Origin of the sequence: Enterococcus lactis, assembly GCF_015751045.1 — a bacterium.
GTDB classification, from domain to species: Bacteria; Bacillota; Bacilli; order Lactobacillales; family Enterococcaceae; genus Enterococcus_B; species Enterococcus_B lactis.
Map to the genome: position 1 here is coordinate 105,683 of NZ_BNJW01000001.1, position 21,702 is coordinate 127,384.

The 21,702-nt window shown below is 39.0% G+C and carries 19 protein-coding genes; 4 read left to right on the top strand and 15 right to left on the bottom strand.

Annotation, left to right across the window (positions count from 1 at the left end):
* Positions 1-15: 15 nt before the first annotated feature.
* Positions 16-2,253, bottom strand: a complete 2,238-nt coding sequence (pcrA, locus tag KFO35_RS00570) for a DNA helicase PcrA (RefSeq protein ID WP_002335752.1) — start codon at positions 2,251-2,253, stop codon at positions 16-18.
* 154 nt (positions 2,254-2,407) lie between these two features.
* Between pcrA and KFO35_RS00575 the strand changes: the two genes are divergently transcribed.
* A complete protein-coding gene (locus KFO35_RS00575; protein ID WP_002314853.1) occupies positions 2,408-3,967 on the top strand; it encodes a ClC family H(+)/Cl(-) exchange transporter in 1,560 nt (519 codons plus the stop codon).
* Between the two features lie 105 nt (positions 3,968-4,072).
* On the opposite strand, the gene KFO35_RS00580 is transcribed toward KFO35_RS00575, so the two are convergent.
* From KFO35_RS00580 to KFO35_RS00600, 5 genes are all read right to left on the bottom strand, one after another.
* Positions 4,073-6,004 (bottom strand): PTS fructose transporter subunit IIABC, encoded by a 1,932-nt coding sequence (locus KFO35_RS00580; RefSeq protein ID WP_002306502.1) that lies wholly within the window; start codon positions 6,002-6,004, stop codon positions 4,073-4,075.
* 17 nt (positions 6,005-6,021) lie between these two features.
* A complete protein-coding gene (gene pfkB / locus KFO35_RS00585) occupies positions 6,022-6,936 on the bottom strand; it encodes a 1-phosphofructokinase (RefSeq protein WP_002314852.1) in 915 nt (304 codons plus the stop codon).
* Positions 6,933-7,685, bottom strand: a complete 753-nt coding sequence (locus KFO35_RS00590; RefSeq protein WP_002297539.1) for a DeoR/GlpR family DNA-binding transcription regulator — start codon at positions 7,683-7,685, stop codon at positions 6,933-6,935. Before KFO35_RS00590 ends, pfkB begins: the two co-directional genes overlap by 4 nt.
* A 159-nt stretch (positions 7,686-7,844) precedes the next feature.
* Entirely contained in the window at positions 7,845-8,054 is a 210-nt protein-coding gene (locus KFO35_RS00595) for a hypothetical protein (RefSeq protein WP_002314851.1), read from the bottom strand.
* A gap of 10 nt (positions 8,055-8,064) precedes the next feature.
* On the bottom strand, positions 8,065-9,393 hold the full coding sequence (locus tag KFO35_RS00600; RefSeq protein WP_002314850.1) for a hypothetical protein: 1,329 nt from the start codon (positions 9,391-9,393) through the stop codon (positions 8,065-8,067).
* Between the two features lie 136 nt (positions 9,394-9,529).
* Here KFO35_RS00600 and KFO35_RS00605 point away from each other — a divergent pair, with 136 nt between their 5' ends.
* Positions 9,530-9,685 carry an SPJ_0845 family protein gene (locus KFO35_RS00605; RefSeq protein WP_002288488.1) on the top strand — a complete coding sequence of 52 codons (156 nt, stop codon included), beginning with the start codon at positions 9,530-9,532 and terminating at the stop codon, positions 9,683-9,685.
* Between the two features lie 76 nt (positions 9,686-9,761).
* Here the strand turns inward: KFO35_RS00605 and yihA are convergent, their stop codons facing one another.
* The 7 genes from yihA to KFO35_RS00640 form a co-directional block, all read right to left on the bottom strand.
* Entirely contained in the window at positions 9,762-10,349 is a 588-nt protein-coding gene (gene yihA / locus KFO35_RS00610) for a ribosome biogenesis GTP-binding protein YihA/YsxC (RefSeq protein ID WP_002297545.1), read from the bottom strand.
* An 82-nt stretch (positions 10,350-10,431) separates the two neighbouring features.
* Positions 10,432-11,682 (bottom strand): ATP-dependent Clp protease ATP-binding subunit ClpX, encoded by a 1,251-nt coding sequence (gene clpX, locus KFO35_RS00615; protein ID WP_002292068.1) that lies wholly within the window; start codon positions 11,680-11,682, stop codon positions 10,432-10,434.
* A gap of 215 nt (positions 11,683-11,897) precedes the next feature.
* Positions 11,898-13,187, bottom strand: a complete 1,290-nt coding sequence (gene tig, locus KFO35_RS00620; protein ID WP_002292069.1) for a trigger factor — start codon at positions 13,185-13,187, stop codon at positions 11,898-11,900.
* 153 nt (positions 13,188-13,340) lie between these two features.
* A complete protein-coding gene (locus KFO35_RS00625) occupies positions 13,341-14,273 on the bottom strand; it encodes a tetratricopeptide repeat protein (RefSeq protein ID WP_002314849.1) in 933 nt (310 codons plus the stop codon).
* A 153-nt stretch (positions 14,274-14,426) separates the two neighbouring features.
* Positions 14,427-15,086 (bottom strand): RDD family protein, encoded by a 660-nt coding sequence (locus tag KFO35_RS00630; protein WP_002314848.1) that lies wholly within the window; start codon positions 15,084-15,086, stop codon positions 14,427-14,429.
* Between the two features lie 2 nt (positions 15,087-15,088).
* Positions 15,089-16,114, bottom strand: coding sequence for a signal peptide peptidase SppA (sppA, locus tag KFO35_RS00635; RefSeq protein WP_156271804.1), 1,026 nt, complete (start codon positions 16,112-16,114; stop codon positions 15,089-15,091).
* A gap of 12 nt (positions 16,115-16,126) precedes the next feature.
* A complete protein-coding gene (locus KFO35_RS00640) occupies positions 16,127-16,417 on the bottom strand; it encodes a hypothetical protein (RefSeq protein WP_002314846.1) in 291 nt (96 codons plus the stop codon).
* 407 nt (positions 16,418-16,824) lie between these two features.
* On the opposite strand from KFO35_RS00640, the gene glmS reads away from it, so the two are divergent.
* Positions 16,825-18,630, top strand: a complete 1,806-nt coding sequence (glmS, locus tag KFO35_RS00645; RefSeq protein ID WP_156271806.1) for a glutamine--fructose-6-phosphate transaminase (isomerizing) — start codon at positions 16,825-16,827, stop codon at positions 18,628-18,630.
* A 152-nt stretch (positions 18,631-18,782) separates the two neighbouring features.
* Here the strand turns inward: glmS and KFO35_RS14510 are convergent, their stop codons facing one another.
* Positions 18,783-19,286 carry an Rgg family transcriptional regulator gene (locus KFO35_RS14510; RefSeq protein ID WP_229507553.1) on the bottom strand — a complete coding sequence of 168 codons (504 nt, stop codon included), beginning with the start codon at positions 19,284-19,286 and terminating at the stop codon, positions 18,783-18,785.
* Positions 19,287-19,761: 475 nt separating this feature from the next.
* Between KFO35_RS14510 and KFO35_RS00655 the strand changes: the two genes are divergently transcribed.
* Positions 19,762-19,986, top strand: coding sequence for a hypothetical protein (locus tag KFO35_RS00655; RefSeq protein ID WP_002314843.1), 225 nt, complete (start codon positions 19,762-19,764; stop codon positions 19,984-19,986).
* 338 nt (positions 19,987-20,324) lie between these two features.
* Here the strand turns inward: KFO35_RS00655 and glmM are convergent, their stop codons facing one another.
* On the bottom strand, positions 20,325-21,680 hold the full coding sequence (glmM, locus tag KFO35_RS00660) for a phosphoglucosamine mutase (RefSeq protein ID WP_002292085.1): 1,356 nt from the start codon (positions 21,678-21,680) through the stop codon (positions 20,325-20,327).
* Positions 21,681-21,702 lie beyond the last annotated feature (22 nt).

Genomic DNA, 21,702 nt, shown 5'->3' on the forward strand with positions numbered 1-21,702 from the left:
ATTTACCCTCCACTACTAAGCTTTTTCAATTGGCGCAAAGGCAGCCAAAAGACGTTTTACTCCTTGACTTGGGAAAGCCACATCTAGTTCTAGATCCTTCGACGTCCCACTTACTCGGACGACTGTTCCTAGTCCCCATTTTTTATGTTTGACTTTATCTCCAGGTTTCCAGCTGTTCTTTTCCCCTCCAGTGGCACTTTTAGAGGAAACAACCGCTGTCTCTGGCTGTTTATAGCTATATGCTGCTGTTTTTTTAGCGAATACAGGTGTTTTTTTAGGCGTAGGACGCATGCCCTCGATTTCTAGCAATTCTTGATCGATTTCTTCTACAAAACGAGAAGGTCGGTTATATTGCGTCCGTCCATATAATGTTCTGGAGAAAGCATTGGTTAAATACAACGCTTCTTCTGCTCGCGTGATTCCCACATAAGCGAGACGACGTTCTTCTTCCAGTTCGCTTTCTTCCATCAATGCTCGAGATAAAGGAAAAACACCTTCTTCTAGACCAATCAGGAATACAACTGGAAATTCTAATCCTTTGGCTGCATGCAATGTCATCAATGTCACTTGCGAAGCGTCTTCTTCTAAATTGTCAATGTCAGAAACAAGTGCCAGATCGTTCAAGAAGACCGTTAGTTTTTCTTCTGGTGCATCAGCATCTTCTTCATTTTGCTGTTCGAACTGCTTATCGAATTCTTGTGTGACCGTTAAAAATTCCTCCAAGTTTTCGATGCGCGCTTGTGCTTCTAATGTATTTTGGATTTTTAAATCTTCCAGGTAACCGCTACGATCCAAAACCTCTTTCGTCAATTCTGTCACTGTCAAGTATGGGATCATCTGCGTGACTTCTTGAATCATCTCTCCAAATGCACCTAATTGCTGGCCTGCTTTTCCACCGATATTTGCCAGATCCACATTTTGGGCTGCTTCAAGCAGCGGCCATTCATGGAGAGAAGCAAAACTGCGTAGTTTTTCGATAGATCCTGGTCCGATGCCTCGTTTGGGCGAATTAACGATACGCTCAAAACTGATTGAGTCTTGAGGATTTGCCAGCACATTTAAATACGCTAAAATATCTTTGATTTCTTTACGATCGTAGAATTTGTGCCCTCCAACCATTTTATAAGGAATATTTGCTTTCAACAGGGTTTCTTCCATTACACGAGATTGTGCGTTCGTCCGGTACAAAATGGCAAAGTCGCCGTAATTTCGATGATTGCTTCGAATCTCTTCTTGCATCCGGTCTACGATAAAACGAGTTTCGTCTCGTTCATTATCTGCACGATAGTAAGTGATCTTGTTTCCTTCTTTGTTTTCTGTCCACAAGTTTTTTGGTTTTCGATTGCTATTGTTTTCAATGACTTGGTTTGCCGCGCTAAGAATGTTTTTCGTGGAGCGATAGTTTTGTTCCAGCAAAATCACTGCAGCATCTGGATAATCTTTTTCGAAATCCAAGATGTTCTGCATATCTGCACCGCGCCAGCCGTAGATACTTTGATCTGCATCTCCCACTACGCATAGATTTCTAAATCTACCTGCCAATAAATTGACCAACGTATACTGTGCATGGTTTGTATCTTGATACTCATCTACATGAATATAATGGAATTTGTTTTGGTAATATGTGAGTGAATCAGGATGTTCTTCAAATAACCGGATCGTATTCATGATCAGGTCGTCAAAGTCCATACATTGATTGTATTGAAGCTCTTTTTGATAAGCAGCGTAACATTTTGCCGCAATCTCTTCGTAATAACTGCCTTGCATTTTTGCAAAATCCTGAGGGGTCTGCAAGCTATTTTTTGCTTGGGAGATTGTTCCTAATATGCTGCGAGGATCATATTTTTTCGGGTCAATGTTCAGTTCTTTCAGTATCCGTTTCATCAAGGTCAGCTGTTCAGAAGAGTCGATGATCGTAAAGTTCCGGTTATACCCGATAAAATCAACATCTCTTCTTAAAATACGCACACACATTGAGTGAAAAGTCGATACCCAGACATCTTCGCCTCCAGATGCGAGAATCGCATTGACACGTTCTTTCATTTCTTTTGCAGCTTTATTGGTAAAAGTAATCGCTAGGATGTTCCAAGGATTGACTTCTTTTTCCTCAATCAAATAGGCAATGCGATGCGTCAACACTCTCGTCTTTCCACTTCCCGCACCTGCCATCAGCAATAATGGTCCGTCAGTGTGAAGAACAGCTTCTTTCTGACGGGGGTTCATCCCGTTTAATAATTCAGCTTTGGATGACATTAACAACATCCTTTCTTTTATCAATCTTGTTAATTATAGCATTTTCTTGGCTTTCATTAAACTAGCTAATTCAAAATCATTTGTTTCTTTTTATGGATTTCTCCTTGTCAATTCGTTGATTTCGCGCTAAATTAAAAGAAAGCGAGGCGTTTGAATGAAAAAAAAAGGAAAAATCAAGAAATTAGATAAAACTCAGATATATTTTATTCTAAAAGGAATATTCGTTGGACTACTGACAGGAATCGTGGTTAGCCTGTTTCGTTTATCGATCGAAAAGTTAGGCGATTTTGTTCGAAGCATCTATGAAATAAGTCGGGAACAGCCGATTTACTTAGTTGGTATGGCTATTTGCTGCATCCTTGCAGCATTTTTTGTGGGTTATCTGGTCAAAAATGAACCGGATATCAAAGGAAGCGGGATTCCACAAGTAGAAGGACAGCTTCGAGGGGAATTATCAATGAACTGGTTCTCTGTTTTATGGAAAAAGTTCATTGGTGGTGTACTTTCAGTTGGCGCAGGACTTTTTCTAGGTCGAGAAGGTCCTTCTATACAGCTTGGCGCAGCTATCGGACAAGGAGCTGGACAATTGTTTCGGAGTCCATCTTCAGAAGAAAAGATTTTGATTTCTAGCGGAGCAAGTAGCGGACTTGCAGCAGCATTCAATGCTCCTATCGCAGGATTACTCTTTGTTTTAGAAGAAATCCATCACTCCTTCTCTCCTCTTGTTTGGCTGACATCTTTTGCTGCGGCCATCACGGCTAACTTTGTCTCTCTTTATTTTTTTGGCTTAAGACCAGTTTTATATCTAGGGGATCTTCCTTCTTTGCCGTTGAAATATTATGGTTCTTTGGTGGTATTAGGCGTACTTCTAGGCGTCTTAGGTTTTATTTATCAAAAGGTCCTGCTGGCATTGCCAAAATTTTACAACCGATTGCCTTTACCAGCTTATTTTCATGGATTCGTTCCTTTCTTGCTGATTTTGCCGATTGGTTATTTATGGCCTAGTACGCTAGGCGGAGGCAATCAAATCGTTTTAGCTTTTGGACATGCTTCATTGCCAATCATTATGATTATCGGTTTGTTTGTTCTTCGATTCGTTTTTTCCATGATTTCTTATGGTGGTGGTCTTCCAGGAGGGATTTTCCTTCCGATATTGACATTGGGTGCTTTAATCGGTAGCTTTTATGGAAACATCATGGTTGATTTCGGGATGGATCCAATCTACATCAAGGATTTCGTCGTGATTGCCATGGCTGGTTATTTCACAGCAATTGGGAAAGCACCGCTGACAGCAATTATTTTAGTGACAGAAATGGTTGGCTCTCTCAATCATCTGATGCCTTTAGGGTTGGCTGCTCTTGTTGCTTATATCGTCAATGATCTTCTCGGAGGGAATCCGATCTACGAATCATTGTTGGAACGTTTACTTGGAAATAATCAGACCGCCGCTCTTAAAGGTGCAAGGACAACTTTTGATTTTCCAGTAACGGCAGAGAGTTCTTTAGACGGATTAATGGTGCGGGACTTCAATTGGCCTAAAAATATGCTGCTAATCTCTATACGCAGAGGAAATCAGGAAATCTTGACTCACGGTGATACGATCATGAATGTAGGAGATATTTTGGTAATCTTGACTGATGAAGCAAACTTACCAAGAATCAAGCAAGAAATCGAGGCTAAATCTTCGATCACAAATTTGAAGCAATCATTTTAACGAACCGAGAAGAACTATTTTATGGCACAACAACTATTCATCTATACTACTTTGACTCTACAAAAAAAGAAGAGGCTGGATTTCCCCAGTCTCTTCTTTTTATTTCTATGCTTCTGCTACTGCAGGAGCTTTTCTCAACAAACCATAAATCACACCAGAGACGACTGCTCCGATAGCAATAAACACCAAATACATGATTGGGTGACTCAGTAAGAATACAACAAAAATTCCGCCATGAGGAGCCAGTAATTTGATTCCGAAAGCACCGACTAATCCGCCAGTTAAAGCAGAACCAATAATAAAACTTGGAATGGCACGAATCGGGTCAGCTGCTGCAAATGGAATCGATCCTTCCGTGACAAACGAAAGTCCCATCACGATGTTCGTCAAACCAGCATCTTGATCTGTTTTGCTGAATTTATTTTTGAACAAACGTGTAGCAACGAAAATCGCCAATGGAGGGACCATTCCTCCAGCCATAACAGAAGCCATCACAACACTTCCGCCAGTGGCAACAGTCGTAGCTAAAGTTGCTGTACCAAATACATAAGCGGCTTTGTTGATTGGACCGCCTAAATCTGCCGCCATCATTCCAGCTAATAATGCACCAAGTAAAGCAGCATTCGAACCACTCATACTTGTCAAGAAACCATTCAATGCATCATTGATTGCTTTCATAGGGACATTGACCAGCAACATCAGGAAACCAGTAATCAGTAAGCCAAACACTGGATAAAAGAGGATCGTTTTGATTCCATCCAATGATTTTGGTAAGTTCTTGAATAATTTACGTAAAAATACGATGACATAACCAGCCAAGAATCCACCAATCAGTGCGCCTAAGAATCCTGCGCCACCTGTATTAGCTAATGCACCAGCAGCAAATCCAACAATCAAACCAGGGCGGTCGCCGATACTTGAAGCAATAAATCCAGCTAATACCGGTAACATGAACCCAAATGCAGCTTGTCCGATTTGGTTGAACCAGCTAGCAGCTTGATTGTAGTTCCCCAGATTCGATAACTGGTCATGCGGCACGCCAATAAATTGGTCAATCATGAAAGAAAGAGCAATAGCGATTCCTCCACCAATAACGAATGGTAACATGTGTGATACGCCATTCATCAAATCTTTATAGATTCTTTGTCCGACAGTACCATCCGCGTTTCCTTCTTCTGAACTATTTTCTTTTCCGTCGCCATGGAATACTGGTGCAGTACCACTAAGGGCTAGATTGATCAACTCTTCTGGTTTACGGATACCATCACTGACTGGACGATTGATCAATTCTTTTCCGTCAAAACGGTTCATCTCTACTTTTTTGTCTGCTGCAACGATCACGCCTTCTGCACGAGCGATGTCTTCAGCAGTCAATCGGTTTTTGATTCCTTCTGAACCGTTCGTTTCGACTTTGATCTCCACTCCCATTTCTTTCGCTTTTTTCTTCAAAGCATCTTCTGCCATGTAAGTATGAGCGATTCCTGTTGGGCAAGCTGTAACGGCAACAACGAATTTTCTTTCTGGATGAGCAGAAGCTTCTGCAGCTTGTGTTTCTTGTTCTGCTTTTTCTTCTGCTTCTTTTTGCTCTTCAGCTGTTTGGAACAAGTCTTGGACTTCTTCTGGTGTACTTGCTTCTTTTAATTTCGCTACAAAATCTGCATCAATCAGCAATCGAGATAGTGCTGCTAATGCTTGCAAGTGTGTGTCGTTCGCGCCCTCTGGAGCTGCGATCATGAAAAACAGATAAGTCGGCTGTCCGTCTAATGCTTCATAATCTACACCTTTTTGGCTTTTTGCAAATAAAACTGTTGCTTCTTTGACTGCACTATTTTTCGCGTGAGGCATGGCGATTCCGTCACCAAGACCTGTAGAGGTTTGTGCTTCACGAGCTAGAATTCCTTCTTTATATGTGTCGATATCGGAAATCCGGCCGGCATCAAACATTTTTTGAACCATTTCATCGATCGCGCCTTTTTTATCAGTCGCTTGCAAATCCATGATCATTGCTTCTTTGACCATTAAATCCTTGATATTCATGATTATCCTCCTTGAAACTAATCAATTTTTGTGATTTCAACTTCTGGCAATAACTCATCAATCAGTTCGCGAGCTGCCAAGTCATCAGAAAAAGCCGTTGCGCTTCCACAAGCAACTCCCCATTTAAAGGCTTCGATCGGATCTTTCGTCCGGCTGTAAGCACCAATAAAACCGGCAATCATTGAATCCCCTGCACCTACTGAATTTTTCAATGGGCGAACCAATACATTCGTTTTATAAGTTCCTTGTTCTGTAAAGAGCAAAGCGCCGTCTCCAGCCATTGAGATCAGCACATTCTGTGCCCCTTCAGCTAGTAATTTTTTTCCATACGGAATGATTTCTTCTACAGATTGGAAGGTTGTATTGTAAAGCTCAGCTAATTCGTGATTGTTTGGTTTAATCAACAACGGTTTCTTAACAAGTGCATTTTTTAGATCATCACCTGTTGTATCGATTACGAAATCTGCACCTTTTTCTCGAATGATATCAATCAGTTCTTGATAAAATCCTTTTCGTAGGCTGGCTGGCGCGCTTCCTGACAATACGACGATATCTCCTTGTTCTACTGTCCCTAGTGCTTGCTTCAATTCATTGATTTCTTCGTCTGAAATAGCTGGACCTAAACCGTTAATTTCAGTTTCAGTATCTGATTTTAGTTTGATATTGATTCTTGTATCTTCTTGCACGTGTGTGAACAAAGATTTGATTTGTTCTTTTTCAAGCCACTTCGAAATAAATTCGCCAGTGAATCCTCCTAAAAACCCTAGTGCTGTAGATTGAGAATCAATCCGTTTCAAAATACGGGAAACATTGATCCCTTTTCCTCCAGGCAATTTGAAGTCTTCTTTCATCCGGTTCAAATCACCTATTTTTAACCCATCTACGCGTACAATATAATCAATTGATGGATTAAGTGTTACTGTGTAAATCATTGTATTGCCTCCTTAATTGTTGTCTTTTCACGGAATTCATTGATGAATTCTAATGGACAACGCTCGGTTATGATCGTGGCTGCTTCCAAAGGTGCAACAGAGGTGAAAGACAACTGGCTGAATTTAGTATGATCAATCAATACAAAGGTCTCTTCAGAATTTTTCATGGCTAAACGTTTAACAGCTGCTTCTTCTGGATCCGGTGTCGTGAATCCTTGCTCGATATGCGCACCGTTCATTCCCATAAACGCTTTATTGAAATGAAAATGTTTTAGTTGTTCTATCGCATTAGATCCTAAAACAGCATTGGTTGACAGCTTGATCGTTCCACCTAAAATGATCGTAGCAAGCTCCAAATCAACTAAATTTGCCGCATGTTGAACGGAATTTGTCACCACTGTGATTTGTTTTCCTTGTAAAAAAGGGATCATTTCTAAAGTAGTAGAGCCAGCGTCTAAATAGATGACATCTTCGTCATTAATGGTTTCAGCTGCCAATTTGGCAATCTGCTGTTTTTCATGAACGTTTTTGAGTGATTTTTCACTCATATTCTGCTCAAAATTCAATAATTGCTCTTTCTTAGCGCCGCCATGGACTCTTTCTAGAAAACCACCATTCTCCAACTCTTGCAAATCACGCCTTATCGTTGATTCTGAAGCATTCAAAAGGTTTACAAGGTCTTGTGATTTCACGATTTTCTGCTGTTCAAGCAAGTCTAGTATTTTTTGTCTGCGTTCCTCTGTAAGCATTTTCACGATCACCTCAATACAAATAATAGCATATTTTTTTTAGACTCGCAATACAAATCAGTCAAAATCGTTCACAAAAATTATAAATCGGTCAAAAAAATAAAAAACCAGTCTTTTTTTGACTGGTTTCCTACTTTATTTGACTATTATCAAACTGTTTTATCGTTTGTTATTTTCGCTTCTTGTTTTTTTCATATAAACAGAAGCAGGTTTTCTTTCCTTATGAAGAAGGTAATAATAAAGTCCCATCCCACCAAACATGACCAAGAAACCGATGACTGATCGAATAGGAAAATTAGGAACAAAAAAGAGACAGACGGATAATAATGATGCTGGAACCATTATTCGATAATAAAGTTGTTTATCCATTTTCTTCACCTCATATTTTTTGTAAAGTAATCAATTGTTCTAATTCGCGATAATCTAAAAACTGCACACGCAGATGCTTCTCGCCTTTCTTGACATCAAATTGGACACTTCGCCGTTTTTTCTTTATTCGTTTGAAGGCAATATCAGTGAGTCTGTGTTTGATTTCCTTTAACGGTAAATCCGGCAGTGCTTCAGAAGGAACATAGATTCTTAATGATAAAAGATAATCTTGATATTTCTCATCTGTTACCTCTATTTCTAGATATTCCCTGATGTAATAACAATACGCTTCGATTCCATTGTCCAAAGCAACAGTCGGATCGATGATCTTATAGCACATCATTCGCGCGCGATTCTCGTCAACCCAAGGAAAATACGCCTGGGCATTCAGTGTTCCGCGAACACGTCTTTCTTTATAATTTCCTCCTTGAATATCATAACTTTTCGTTACAAAGAACGAGGCATTTTTTTTGGGAACAGGTTGCATCTGCGCATTTTGATACTGGACAGATTGAATCGTATGATCAGTATAAATGTATTCAACAAATGGTGGTTTCAGCAATCCCACGCCGTTATCCCAAGCAAGGTGGTCAAACCCAAGCTGGTCTCTAAAATAGGATTGGAATAGCTGATTGTTTGTTTTTTGCCAATTGAATGGGTCTCGATAAAGCTGGATATATATGACTTCGTTATCTAATTCTTTCACTTTTTCTACTTGTTGTGTATCGAGAAAAATCGGTTTGGGGATGATCTGATGGTAATAGTGACTGTAATACATTTCCCAACATGAGGTAAAACATAAGCCTTGATAAAAAAGATCGTAGCCTGGAAATTGATTGCAATCCACTACTACGTCGCCATTTTTCTGTTTCATTTTAGGTAAACGCTCGATTTCATCCATCGTCTCAAACAGCAGCCGCTGGGGAATCTGTTTTGTATTGTGATAGATAAACTCGCTATAAGCTCTCATATAAGCAAACACACCATGGGCAATCATTTTTTTCTGAATGAAATCTCGAATCAAAAACTGGTTTTCTTTGAAAACAGGGATAGCCAATACATTTTTTATCAACAATTGATTGCCTTCCAAACGAAAACTACACTCGTTCTCGTCATTCCCTACAACTAACCAGCTTTCGTCTCTTACCGATGCGAGCATTATTTTTTCTTGCAGTTTCCTAAGATCATACGGCTCCGCTTGTTGAGCGAAAGAGCGGATAAATGTTGGCTGGATCAACAGACGTGTCAAAACAGCCCAATCGCTTATTTCCTGTTTTTTTTCTTCCTCATTTAAGTCTGTGAGCTGGATAGTCATTAATAATTTATCTTCACCAATCATTTTCTCACCTCTTTCAAATCTTTTTATAATTCAATTATAACGAATGATAAAGAAAAACTAAAACTTTTTGTCTTAGAAACCAATTTTAGGTATTACATGGTAAACTAAGTAAAAAAGGAACAAAGAGGTGTTCGCGATGGGATTGAAATTTGAACGTACAGACAATTTAGATAAACTTTTCGAATCATTTGCTGTCGATCCGGAAAAAACAGTTGCGCCAAAAGAAGAAATCGATCGGTTTCTAAAACCGCAGCCACAAAACGAAAAGAAAAAAGACAAGAAACAAAAGTAAGATAAGTTCTGCAAAAAAAGACTTACTAGCCAAACTTTTATGGAAGAGTTTGGCTAGTAAGTCTTTTTTGTTCTTTTTATGATTCGATTGCTTGTTCTATTGCTGCCCATGCTTCTTCTTTCCCTTGTTTTGTAACGGAAGAAAAAAGAATAAATGTGTCATTACGATCAAAATCCAATGCTTTTTTGATCTCGCTTTCGTGCTTGTTCCATTTACCGCGAGGAATCTTATCTGCCTTAGTAGCAACAACGATCACAGGGATATCATAATACTTCAAAAATTGATACATCTGGATATCTTCTTGAGAAGGCTTATGGCGCAGATCTACTAAAGAAACGACCGCACGTAGTTGTTCTCTGGTCGTTAAATATGTCTCGATCATCTTTCCCCATTTTGCTCGTTCAGTTTTGGATACTTTTGCATACCCGTATCCTGGAACATCGACAAAATGCAATGCATTCTCGATCAAATAAAAATTCAAGGTCTGGGTCTTTCCAGGCTTACCGGAAGTACGCGCTAAATTCTTTCGATCAATCAATGTGTTGATAAAAGAAGATTTCCCTACATTTGATCGCCCTGCCAGAGCTATTTCCGGCAATTGTGTCTCTGGATATTGTTTTGGTGCCACTGCACTTATGATGATTTCAGCTTGATGGACTTTCATGGTCTCTCTCCTTAAAAAGGTGATGAATAAAGCAAGCGGCTGTCGTAAAAGCCAAAATGACTTTTACGGCAGCCTCTTCTCATCAACCCGCTTTTTTCTCTGAATCTTTATAGATCACTGTTGGCTCACCAGACAATTCAGCTGCTTCTTTGGTAATAATCACTTTTTCGATGTTTTCATTTGAAGGAATATCAAACATCACATCCATCATGATTTCTTCGATGATAGAACGAAGACCTCGAGCACCAGTGTTGCGTTCGATTGCTTTTTTCGCAATAGCTCTCAATGCTTCAGGTTCAAATTCAAGTTCGGTATCATCTAGAGAAAGAAGTTTTTGATATTGTTTGACTAACGCATTTTTTGGCTCAGTCAAGATCCGTACCAGATCATCTGTTGTCAATTTCTCTAAAGCTGCCATAACAGGTAATCGTCCGATAAACTCAGGAATCAATCCGAATTTCAGCAAATCTTCAGGAATGATATGCTGCATGACGCTTTCGTCTTCAGAAAGTTTTTGGTTTTGTGTACCAAATCCAATCGTTTTTTCGCCCATGCGGTTCTTCACGATTGTTTCGATACCATCAAACGCCCCACCTACGATGAACAAGATATTCGTCGTATCGATCTGGATAAATTCTTGATGTGGATGTTTACGTCCTCCCTGAGGCGGAACACTTGCAACAGTTCCTTCTAGAATCTTCAGCAAGGCTTGTTGGACACCTTCGCCGGAAACATCACGAGTGATGGATACATTTTCGCTTTTACGCGCGATTTTATCGATCTCATCAATATAGATGATCCCTTTTTCTGCACGTTCCACATTGTAATCAGCAGACTGGAGCAATTTAAGCAAAATGTTTTCTACATCTTCACCCACATAACCAGCCTCTGTCAAACTTGTCGCATCTGCGATTGCAAAAGGTACATTCAACGTTTTTGCTAATGTTTGTGCCAAAAATGTTTTCCCTGACCCTGTAGGTCCGATCAAGCAGATATTGCTTTTTTGTAGTTCAACATCATCTGTGTTCTCTTGTGCTTGCTGATTGACACGTTTGTAGTGATTGTATACAGCGACAGCTAACGAGCGTTTTGCGCGATCTTGTCCGATCACGTAGTTATTCAATACTTCAAGAATTTCTAGTGGTTTAGGGACTTCAGTGAATTCGCGTACAGCTTCTTCATAAAATTCTTCATCAATGATTTCTTTACATAGGTCGATACATTCATTACAGATGTAGACCCCTGGACCAGCTACGATTTTTTTCACTTCTTCTTGGGTTTTCCCACAAAAAGAACAGCGTACGGTCTCATTGCTACTTGGATTGTCATACATGGTCTTCACCCCTTAACTTGCAAAAAGTATGCAAGAAACTATCAGAGACTTTACAGTCTTTTACTATCATAACATAGTTTAGTAAAAAGAAAAAGTGTTTAACAAAGGATCGATTGACCTATATTTTTGTATATTTTCACGCTTAACAAAAAATAAGGGACTGTGACAACAAACATGTCACAGTCCCTTATTTCATGACCTCTATTACTTAATTTCTATTCTTTTGCTTCTGTCGCTGTACCTGTGATCAATTCGATTGCTTTTTTCATTGTCACATCATGTTCCAGCATATCTTCTGTCAACACGCGTTTGATTTGTTCGATTGGCATGTTGTATGTTTCTGATAATTCTTGGATTTCTGCATTGATTTCTTCTTCTGTTGCTTGAAGATTTTCAGCAGCTGCAATTGCTTCGATCACAAGATTTGTTCTTGTGCGCATTTCTGCTTCACCTTCGAATTGTTTATGCAAGTCTTCTTCTGTAGAACCAGTTAATTGATAGTACATTTCAGGAGAGATACCTTGACGTTGCATGTTGTTCAAGAATTCGTCCATTGAACGATGTACTTCATCATGAACCATCACGTGCGGCAATTCAACGATTTCTGCGTTTTCAACAGCCATACGGATTGCTGCTTCATCTTTTGCATCGTCCGCTGCTTTTTCTTTTGTTTCTACTAATTCTTTGCGATATTTTTCTTTCAATTCGTCTAATGTTGATACTTCGTCATCCACATCTTTTGCGAATTCGTCATCTAATTCAGGCACTTCTTTTGCTTTTACTTCATGGATTGTCACTTTGAAGACTGCTTCTTTTCCAGCAAGATCTTCTGCTTGATAATCTTCTGGGAAAGTTACATTTACATCTAGACTTTCACCTGATTTATGACCAACTAATTGATCTTCAAATCCTGGAATGAATGAACCTGAACCTAATTCAAGTGAGTAATTTTCGCCTTTTCCGCCATCAAACGCTTCGCCATCTACAAAGCCTTCGAAGTCGATTACTACTGTATCGCCATTTTCAGCTGCAGCATCTTCTTTGATAACTAATTCAGCTTGTGCTTCTTGTTCACGTTTGATACGTGCATCCACGTCAGCATCTGTTACTTCACGGTCTTGTTTTTCAACAACTAGATCTTTATATTGTCCTAATTTTACTTCTGGTTTCACTGTTACTTCAGCAGTGATTACCCAATCTTGACCTTTTTCCATGCTTTCTACATCGATTTTTGGTTGAGAAACAGGGTCGATGCCAGCTTCTTTGACAGCAGCTTCATAAGCTTCTGGTAATACAGCATTCAATGCATCTTCATATAAAGCTTCTTCACCGTACATACGGTTGAATACTTGACGAGAAACTTTCCCTTTACGGAATCCAGGTACGTTCAAGCTTTTTTTCACTTTATTAAACGCAGTTGTTAATCCTTTTTGGATTTCGTCTTGCGCAATCGTAAATTTTAAAACACCATCATTCGTGCCTTTTTTTTCAAATGTTGCAGTCATTTAATTCCCTCCGAGTTTAGAAATTCATTTTATACATCAAAAACGTTTCATGCATACCTTTAAATAGTACACTAACCCTTTCAAATTGTAAACATATTGAATGGGTAGAATCCTTGTTTTTCATAACATTTTTATCTTTTTCACTGATAAAATCTAATGGAAGAAGATCATTTGCTGCAAAATTTTCTCTCGTTTTTTAAAAAAATCTTGTTTTTCATCTTCCGTACCATCATACATCGTTTTTCCTGTACATGCCTCTACAGTCAGTTGAAACCAACGCCTCGGGTCTTCAATGTATGTATCATAGACAGGATAAACGATTGCAGATTGCAACGTAAATTCTTCTTTCAGCACCGAACTAAGTAGCGCATCTTCATTCCCGTAATGATCTGAAAACACACACAATTGTCGATAACTTGACTGTTGCTGTGGCTTAGGCAAATCTTTGGGTATGACTTTGACTAGTTTTTCTTCAATCGTCAAATAGAAAACAGGGTTGCATTCATTCAATTGCCTGAGTGTCTCCAGCAATTTTGCCCTCGCTAAAATATGGACCTCTGGTAATACAATCAGTTTACTCGCTGTTTGGATAAACTCATGGTAAGGAAGCTGTTCGATCTCCTCGATAGACGACAGCTGACGTGCTGGTTCCAATGAAGGAAGTTCCTCCGATTTTTTATGGAGTGCCTTGACTTTTTGCCTCTCCATTTGTCCGGACAATTCTTCTGCAAATTGGATTTTTTCAATGATACGCTGCTCAAAAGATTCATAAAAATCTGTACTTGCTATCAATTTTCTAGCATATAAAAAATCTTGTGCGCTGATTAACAAGTCAAAATAAAATTCAGCAAACTCCTCGTTTTGAAGATACTGTTTTTCATGTAAGAGTGCTTGTTTCAACGCTTCTTTTTTCTCGTCTAACTCATAAAGACAAAAAACAAGCAGGCTATTAGCCTCAAAGCTTTCTTTTAACTCGTAAGCACGTTGAAATAGTTCTTTTGCCTGCTGATATTGCTGGTTTGCTAGTGCTTGTTGGGCCACTCGCATTAAATTCTCATATTTTTCTGGAAAATCAATCGGCTTCACGCAGTGTCCTCCTCTTGCTTATGTTCAGCTCATGTTCAATAGTAGCAAAACAAAAAAAGCATGACAATTAAAAATAATCGAAGCATCCTCTAAAAGCTAGATTTTTAATCTGACTTTTAGAAGATGCTTCAAACTACTGTTTTTTATGGATCATCAGCTGTTAACTTCTTGGTTGAATGCTTTGATCAGATTAATCGTAACGACACTTGTATTAGTGAAAAGATCTCCCAGATGCTGCTTTTTCTGATTAAAGATTGCTGGAAGATACCCTAACATCAGCAAAGGAAACTTTAGAATGAACCGACAAGCACCTTCTCTAACTAAAACAGTTGACCAGCTAAGTTCTTCTTCATCAAAACTGATGACTCGAATACCGAAGATCATTTTCCCAATCGTTTGGCCATGATTGAGTTTCGTCAATAAAACAAAATACGCTAAATAAATGAGTAATGCTGTGAATCCATAGAGACTCAAATACGAATCTGAAAAATTCAGCCAACCTAGATTTTTGGCAATACCAAGTGTTAAACGTGTAATAGCTCCGATACACAAAAGATCGATCAAGAAGGCAAACATTCGGATCAAAAAACCTGCATAGAAATAATGAGGAAAATCATTTGCTTTTGGTGGTTCATTTTTTGTGTCAGTATACTTTTTCCATTTCCGTTGTTTCTTTTTGATTTCTTCTGACGTCATCGGTTCTCTTTCAAAAGAGCTCAGCACCTTTTGGGAAAAGCTTGGATCAGGTCCCACAGCAGGCTGCTGCTGCCTCTCTCTTCCTTGTTCCTTATTTTCGTTTGGAAGTTCCGTCATGCTTACTCACCTCCGTAATAATACATTGCTTTTGGTGATTCTGCAGTTCCGAGATTCTCAAGTATTGATAAGATCTGACTAGTTTCAGAAGATTTCAATCCTTGGAACTCTGCCAGTTTGCTCCCTAACCATGTGCTGGCAAATCCAGATGATGCGGAGGAATATTCTACTAATTCAGCATCTTCAAGTTTTTGTTCCTTTCGCATAGCTTGTAAGGCGTCTTCAGGGAATCCCAATTCATCGACTAAACCTACTTCTTTTGCTTGGACACCATCATAAATCCTTCCATCTGCTATTTTTTTGACTGCTTCTTCAGATTTATTTCGTCCCTCGCTAACGATTCTTACAAATCGTTGATACGCACTATCAATATACGCTTGAAGCACTGCTTCCTCTTCTTTTGTCTCTGGGCGTGTTCCTGAACCCATATCTTTCAATGCGCCACTTTTCACTGTTGTGTCTTCCACACCCAGTTTTTCTAAAAGGCCTGAATAATTCAATCCTGACATGATCACACCAATTGAACCGGTCACTGTTTCTTCGGTTGCAAAGATTTTATCTGCTTGAGCAGAAATATAGTAACCACCGCTAGCTGCCATGTTTTTCATACTGACATACATCGGGATATCATGTTCTTTACGGATCGTATCTAATTTCTTAGCGATTTCCGCACTTTCATAGACACCACCACCAGGAGAGTTTACTTCTAAAAAAATTCCTTTGACTGTTGGATCTTCTTCCACAGCTTTCAGTTGTTCCATGAAATTTTCATGGTTATAGCCTTCAGAAGCAAATAAACCAGAAGATCCTCCTGCAGCAATCGTACCATCTACTGTTAGTTTTACGATTTTTTGCGTACTGTCTCCCTCTTCCAACACATTTGGTACTAACTCTTCATCCCCGTATAACCAACTGTTCAACCCTTCGACTTGATTGTTTTTCTGAGGCTTAGTCAAACTCGCCGAAACTAACGAAACCACAAATAATCCCGCAGCAATCAGAACTGCTGCCCAACGTTTTTTATTCATTCTTTCTCCTTTCTAATACAAGTTTTTTATGACGATTACAGTTTCTGACTGCTCGGAAGCGTCGAACCGCTCTGCTTTTTCTTCACGCGCATACCCGGAAAATGATTCTTTTGTCCATTCATCTTCTACCGTAAACTCTCGCGCTTGGACAACTTCCAAGGCATCAGGTGCGATTTCCTGGATGCTATCCCAACCAGTATCTAAAAATATTTTTGTGTCATCTGATACACCAGCTGATGCTTTAAATTCGGACAATTGTTTTTTTAACCTTCCAAGTGTCATGATTTCGATTTTTGAATCCATTTTTCTCCTCCTTCATCCTATTACTTTCTATTGTACCGAACTCCTGAAAAAGATGATAGATAAAAACCGATTATTTTTTGACACAAAACGCACCCCCAAAAGGAAATTCGATATATACCAATTTATTTTTATTCTTTTTTTGTTGACAAAAACATTCGCAAAAGGGTATGATTTTAAATGTTTCCAGATAAAAAATAAAAAAGGAGGATAGTTATACCTTTTAGGATAGCGCCTGGTCTGTGTAAACAGATGACGAGGAGAGGGTTTATCGAAAGATTCGGCGGATGACCCTAGGGACTGCACTCTACAGAAGATCCACAAAAAGTATCTGCAAAGATAAAACAAAAGGATTTTCCTGCAGCTGGAAGCATTCATACGAATTCATTATAGAAAGTAGGATGTTTTTTATGTGCGGAATTGTTGGAATGATTGGATTAAAAAATGTAACACCAGGATTGATTGGCGGGCTAGAAAAATTGGAATACCGCGGTTATGATTCAGCTGGCATCTTTGTCTCAGATGGCACGACAGATCATTTAGTCAAAGCACAAGGCAGAATCCAAAATTTAAAAGATAGAATAACTTCTGATACTACAGGAATTATAGGCATCGGCCATACACGTTGGGCAACCCACGGACAACCATCTGAGGAAAATGCCCATCCACATACTTCACAAAGCGGACGTTTCGTGCTCGTCCATAATGGCGTGATCGAAAACTTCGAAGAACTTAAAAATGCTTATTTAACAGATGATCACTTTATCGGTGAGACAGATACTGAGATTATCGCTCATCTGATTGAAACTTTTGCGAAGGATATGACGGCAAAAGAGGCATTTTTAAAAGCTTTGCGCATCATCAAAGGTTCTTATGCTTTCGCTTTGATTGATCGTACAACACCTGATGTGATTTATGTAGCAAAAAACAAAAGCCCATTGTTAGTCGGACTTGGTGATGGATTCAATGTGATTGCCAGCGATGCAATGGCTATGCTTGCTCATACGAAGAAATTCGTCGAGGTCGAAGATGAAGAGATGGTTACCGTTACATCAGACAAAATTATTATCCAAAATTTTGCGGGCGACATTATGGAACGTTCTTCATTTGAAGCGCAAGTAGATGCTTCAGATATCGAGAAAGGCACCTATCCTTTTTATATGCTGAAAGAAATCGACGAACAGCCTATTATCATGCGCCGTATTGCTCAAAAATACGTAACAGAAGACAATCGGGTCCCTCTTGATCCAAAACTGATCGATACATTATCTGACAGCGATCGAATCTACATCGTTGCTTGCGGAACTAGTTACCATGCGGGATTAGCTGGTAAACAGACTTTGGAAGAATTGACACAGATTCCTGTCGAGGTTCATTTAGCTAGTGAATTCGGCTATAACACACCTCTTCTTTCAAAAAAACCATTCTTTATTTTCTTGAGTCAAAGTGGCGAAACAGCGGACAGTCGGCAAGTGCTGGTAAAAATCAACCGTCTTGGCTATCCTTCACTTACGATTACAAATGTTGCTGGCTCTACTCTTTCGCGAGAAGCGTCCTTCACCCTATTGTTGCATGCCGGACCTGAGATTGCAGTAGCATCAACGAAAGCTTATACTGCACAAATAGCAGTACTGACTTTATTAGCCAAAGCTATCGGTGACAAAAAAGAAGTAGAAACTTCTCTTTCGTTCGATATCACTCATGAATTGAGTTTAGTCGCAAATGCGATGGAATCGGTCATTGCCCGGAAAGATTATTTAGAGGAGCTGGCTGCAGAATACCTCAGTGACACAAGAAATGCTTTTTATATCGGACGCGGGGCAGACTACAACGTTTCTCTTGAAGCCGCTCTGAAATTGAAAGAAATCAGTTACATCCAGGCAGAAGGTTTTGCTGCTGGTGAATTGAAACACGGAACAATTGCTTTGATTGAAGAAGGAACGCCCGTGATCGGAATCATCAGTGAAGAAGTGACTGGCGCGCATACTCGAGGTAATCTGAAAGAAGTCGAAAGCCGTGGCGCTAAAACATTAGTTATCGTCTCAGAAGGATTAGAAAAGGAAAATGACCAACTAGTACTGTCAGCAGTCCACCCTTATCTGTCTACTCTTGCCACAGTCGTACCGACTCAATTACTTGCCTATTACGCCACACTATTACGAGGGTTTGACGTTGACAAGCCACGTAATCTGGCGAAATCAGTGACAGTTGAGTAACGTTTCTGTACGGGAAAACATTTGATTTTTGCAGTCTTTTGTAAAAAATAAAAGCATAGTATGTACCGAACACAAAAAAATTTGATTTTTAGTGTTCGGTATTTTTACTTTATTTCCCGTTTACTTTTTAAAACCTCGTTTCAATAAATCGTTCACTTTCTCTGTCTATAATATTGGAGTTCCTTTAATAATTTGGCTTTTAATTCCGTTTCTTCAACTACTTCAAGTAAATCAAACCCTTTTTGCATTAATTTTGTATCGTTTTGGCAGTACCCTAATCTTACGAAAATCGCGCCTAGAAAATCAGCTCGTTTTGCTCGTTTCGCAATATCTTTTGCTAGATTCAACATATATCGGCCATCTTCTACAAGATTTTTTTGTATATATATTTGAGAGATATTCATCAAAAGTGTCAGCCTTACTGTATCGACAACATCCAATCGATTATATCTATCAAGCGTAGCTAATAGAATCGGATACATTATTTCTAACGTGCTGATTTCTAGATGAAATGAAATGATCGCAAATATTTGAATATCTCTTAATGTCCACACCTCTATTTTTGAAAGCCGCTGCCAAATCGGAGTCACCAACCCTTTGCATTCTGTTTTATCAAAGACCATAGGATCAGCAGATAAATACAAGCGTAAAATCAACAGGATTTCTTCTATTTTTTTATCTGAACAAGTAGATGTAAATTCTAAACATCGTCTATACAACTTTCTTATCTGTGCACTTTCTGTATTTGAAATAATAGAATAAAGATCCTCAATAAGCCTTGTACGGTTATCTCTATTCTCTATATTTGCCAAATATCTAAATTCATCTAAAGATACATCTATCCTCTCTAATAAATAACAAGCATTTTCAAACCTTGGCTCCGTCTCATTTTTTCAATCCGCGAAAGAGTTGTCCTATCTAAAAAATCATTACAAACTTCTTTTTGAGTCATTCCTTTCCCTTTCCTTATATATCGATACATTTCGCCAAACCTCAATTTTTTCTCCCTCCAAAATTTTTGTGAGCTTATGCAACAAATCTACCAAAAACAATTCGATGATTATAAAATATAAGGGTAACAAAGAAACTATTATACTCATATTATAACAAAAACAAAATGGAGGTTGTCCTATGATAAGAAAAATGCTTATTATTTTTGTCACTACAATTGTTGTTTCCTCACTCGTCCTGACTTCTACTGCAATCGTCTCCCTTGCTTCTGAATTAGATACTACCACTATCAAGCCTGATGTTTACAAAAATGATAGTTATATAGATGCTAACGGCAATAGAGGGACTGGTAGAATAACCTTGACTGAAGCACGCTGGAGTTCTACCTATGATTTTCGATGGTAACAAAATTAACGCTCTTACGCTGGTCTATTCTCTTTTTTGATAGTATAGTTGCTTCTCTTGTTTTGTACTTCCTTATTGCGGACGGGCAAAACTATTATTACGTCTATCTATTGGCTCAAATTCCTAGTTATATTATTCTTGATCATATCCACAAAAAAATAGGATTAAAAGCAGATAAAGCATGCAAACGTGCTATTTTACTAGTGATGTTGATTTTTTTCATCTCTTACATTGGTATAATATTTCTTACACAATATGTTTTTAAATAAAAGAAAAAGCAAAGACCAGCGACGAATAACCGTCACTAGTCTTTGCTTTTTCTCTTCTATCTTAGGTTCTTAATCTAGACCGATTTCTTCTTTGACTACTGCTGCGATTTTATCGACATAGTAATTGACTTTCTCATCGGTAGGCGCTTCTGCCATCACACGAAGTAATGGTTCTGTGCCGGAAGGACGAACTAGGATTCTACCTTCTGATCCCATTTCAGCTTCTGCTTCTTCGATCACTTTTTTAATTGCTGGAACATCCATCGCACCATTTTTATCACTTACGCGGATATTCACTAATTTTTGCGGATAAATCGTTACCTCTGCTGCAAGCTCAGATAATTTTTTACCCGTCTGTTTCATAATATTCAACAACTGAATTCCTGAAAGCATCCCATCACCAGTTGTGTTGAAATCTAAGAAAATCATGTGTCCAGACTGCTCGCCACCAAAATTATAATCGTTTTTGCGCATTTCTTCTACAACATAACGATCACCGACTTGTGTAACGACATCTTTCAGACCGATTCCTTCTACCGCTTTGTGGAAGCCTAAGTTGCTCATCACAGTTGTAACGATAGTGTCTTTTTTCAAGCGATTTTTTTCTGCTAAGTATTTAGCACAGATAAACATGATTTTATCACCATCGACGATATTCCCAAGTTCATCTACCGCGATGATGCGATCGCCATCGCCATCGAAAGCTAGACCAGCATCTGCTCCTTTTTCAACGACCATCTCAGCTAAACGTTCTGGATGTGTAGAACCTACCCCATCATTGATGTTTAAACCATCTGGATTTGTGCCCATTGTATAGAAGTCTGTTTCAAGATCAGCGAACAAACGATTGACACTTGTTGAAGTTGCTCCGTTTGCTGCATCGACACAAATCGTCAAACCGGAAAGATCGCCATTGATCGTTTGTACAAGGAATTGAGAATATTTCAATAAACCTTCTGGAAATTCTTCTACAGTTCCCAAACCATCAGCTGATGGACGAGGCAATTCATCTACTTCTGCATCCAATAACGCTTCGATTTCTAGTTCTTGATCATCTACTAATTTAAAACCGTCTGCACCAAAAAATTTGATTCCATTATCCTGCGCTGGATTGTGAGAAGCAGAGATCATGACTCCTGCACTTGCTTTTTGTAATCGTGTCAGATAAGCAACACCTGGCGTAGAAATCACACCTAGTTGGAACACTTCGATACCCACCGATAAAAGTCCTGAAATCAGCGCTTCTTCTAACATTTGACCTGAGATTCTTGTATCCCGCCCCACTAGTACGCGTGGGCGTTTTCCTTCTTCTTCATGCTGGCTTAGGACATAACCTCCGCATCGTCCCAGCTTAAATGCAAGTTCTGGCGTAAGTTCCTTGTTGGCTTCACCGCGGACGCCGTCTGTTCCAAAATATTTACCCATAGTTGTAAAATTACTCCTTTAA

What these genes read in the sequence shown, in the direction of transcription:
- pcrA (WP_002335752.1), bottom strand. Translation starts at nt 2,253, where the DNA reads ATGTCATCCAAAGCTGAATTATTAAACGGGATGAACCCCCGTCAGAAA.
- KFO35_RS00575 (WP_002314853.1), top strand. Translation starts at nt 2,408, where the DNA reads ATGAAAAAAAAAGGAAAAATCAAGAAATTAGATAAAACTCAGATATAT.
- KFO35_RS00580 (WP_002306502.1), bottom strand. Translation starts at nt 6,004, where the DNA reads ATGAATATCAAGGATTTAATGGTCAAAGAAGCAATGATCATGGATTTG.
- pfkB (WP_002314852.1), bottom strand. Translation starts at nt 6,936, where the DNA reads ATGATTTACACAGTAACACTTAATCCATCAATTGATTATATTGTACGC.
- KFO35_RS00590 (WP_002297539.1), bottom strand. Translation starts at nt 7,685, where the DNA reads ATGCTTACAGAGGAACGCAGACAAAAAATACTAGACTTGCTTGAACAG.
- KFO35_RS00595 (WP_002314851.1), bottom strand. Translation starts at nt 8,054, where the DNA reads ATGGATAAACAACTTTATTATCGAATAATGGTTCCAGCATCATTATTA.
- KFO35_RS00600 (WP_002314850.1), bottom strand. Translation starts at nt 9,393, where the DNA reads ATGATTGGTGAAGATAAATTATTAATGACTATCCAGCTCACAGACTTA.
- KFO35_RS00605 (WP_002288488.1), top strand. Translation starts at nt 9,530, where the DNA reads ATGGGATTGAAATTTGAACGTACAGACAATTTAGATAAACTTTTCGAA.
- yihA (WP_002297545.1), bottom strand. Translation starts at nt 10,349, where the DNA reads ATGAAAGTCCATCAAGCTGAAATCATCATAAGTGCAGTGGCACCAAAA.
- clpX (WP_002292068.1), bottom strand. Translation starts at nt 11,682, where the DNA reads ATGTATGACAATCCAAGTAGCAATGAGACCGTACGCTGTTCTTTTTGT.
- tig (WP_002292069.1), bottom strand. Translation starts at nt 13,187, where the DNA reads ATGACTGCAACATTTGAAAAAAAAGGCACGAATGATGGTGTTTTAAAA.
- KFO35_RS00630 (WP_002314848.1), bottom strand. Translation starts at nt 15,086, where the DNA reads ATGACGGAACTTCCAAACGAAAATAAGGAACAAGGAAGAGAGAGGCAG.
- sppA (WP_156271804.1), bottom strand. Translation starts at nt 16,114, where the DNA reads ATGAATAAAAAACGTTGGGCAGCAGTTCTGATTGCTGCGGGATTATTT.
- KFO35_RS00640 (WP_002314846.1), bottom strand. Translation starts at nt 16,417, where the DNA reads ATGGATTCAAAAATCGAAATCATGACACTTGGAAGGTTAAAAAAACAA.
- glmS (WP_156271806.1), top strand. Translation starts at nt 16,825, where the DNA reads ATGTGCGGAATTGTTGGAATGATTGGATTAAAAAATGTAACACCAGGA.
- KFO35_RS00655 (WP_002314843.1), top strand. Translation starts at nt 19,762, where the DNA reads ATGATAAGAAAAATGCTTATTATTTTTGTCACTACAATTGTTGTTTCC.
- glmM (WP_002292085.1), bottom strand. Translation starts at nt 21,680, where the DNA reads ATGGGTAAATATTTTGGAACAGACGGCGTCCGCGGTGAAGCCAACAAG.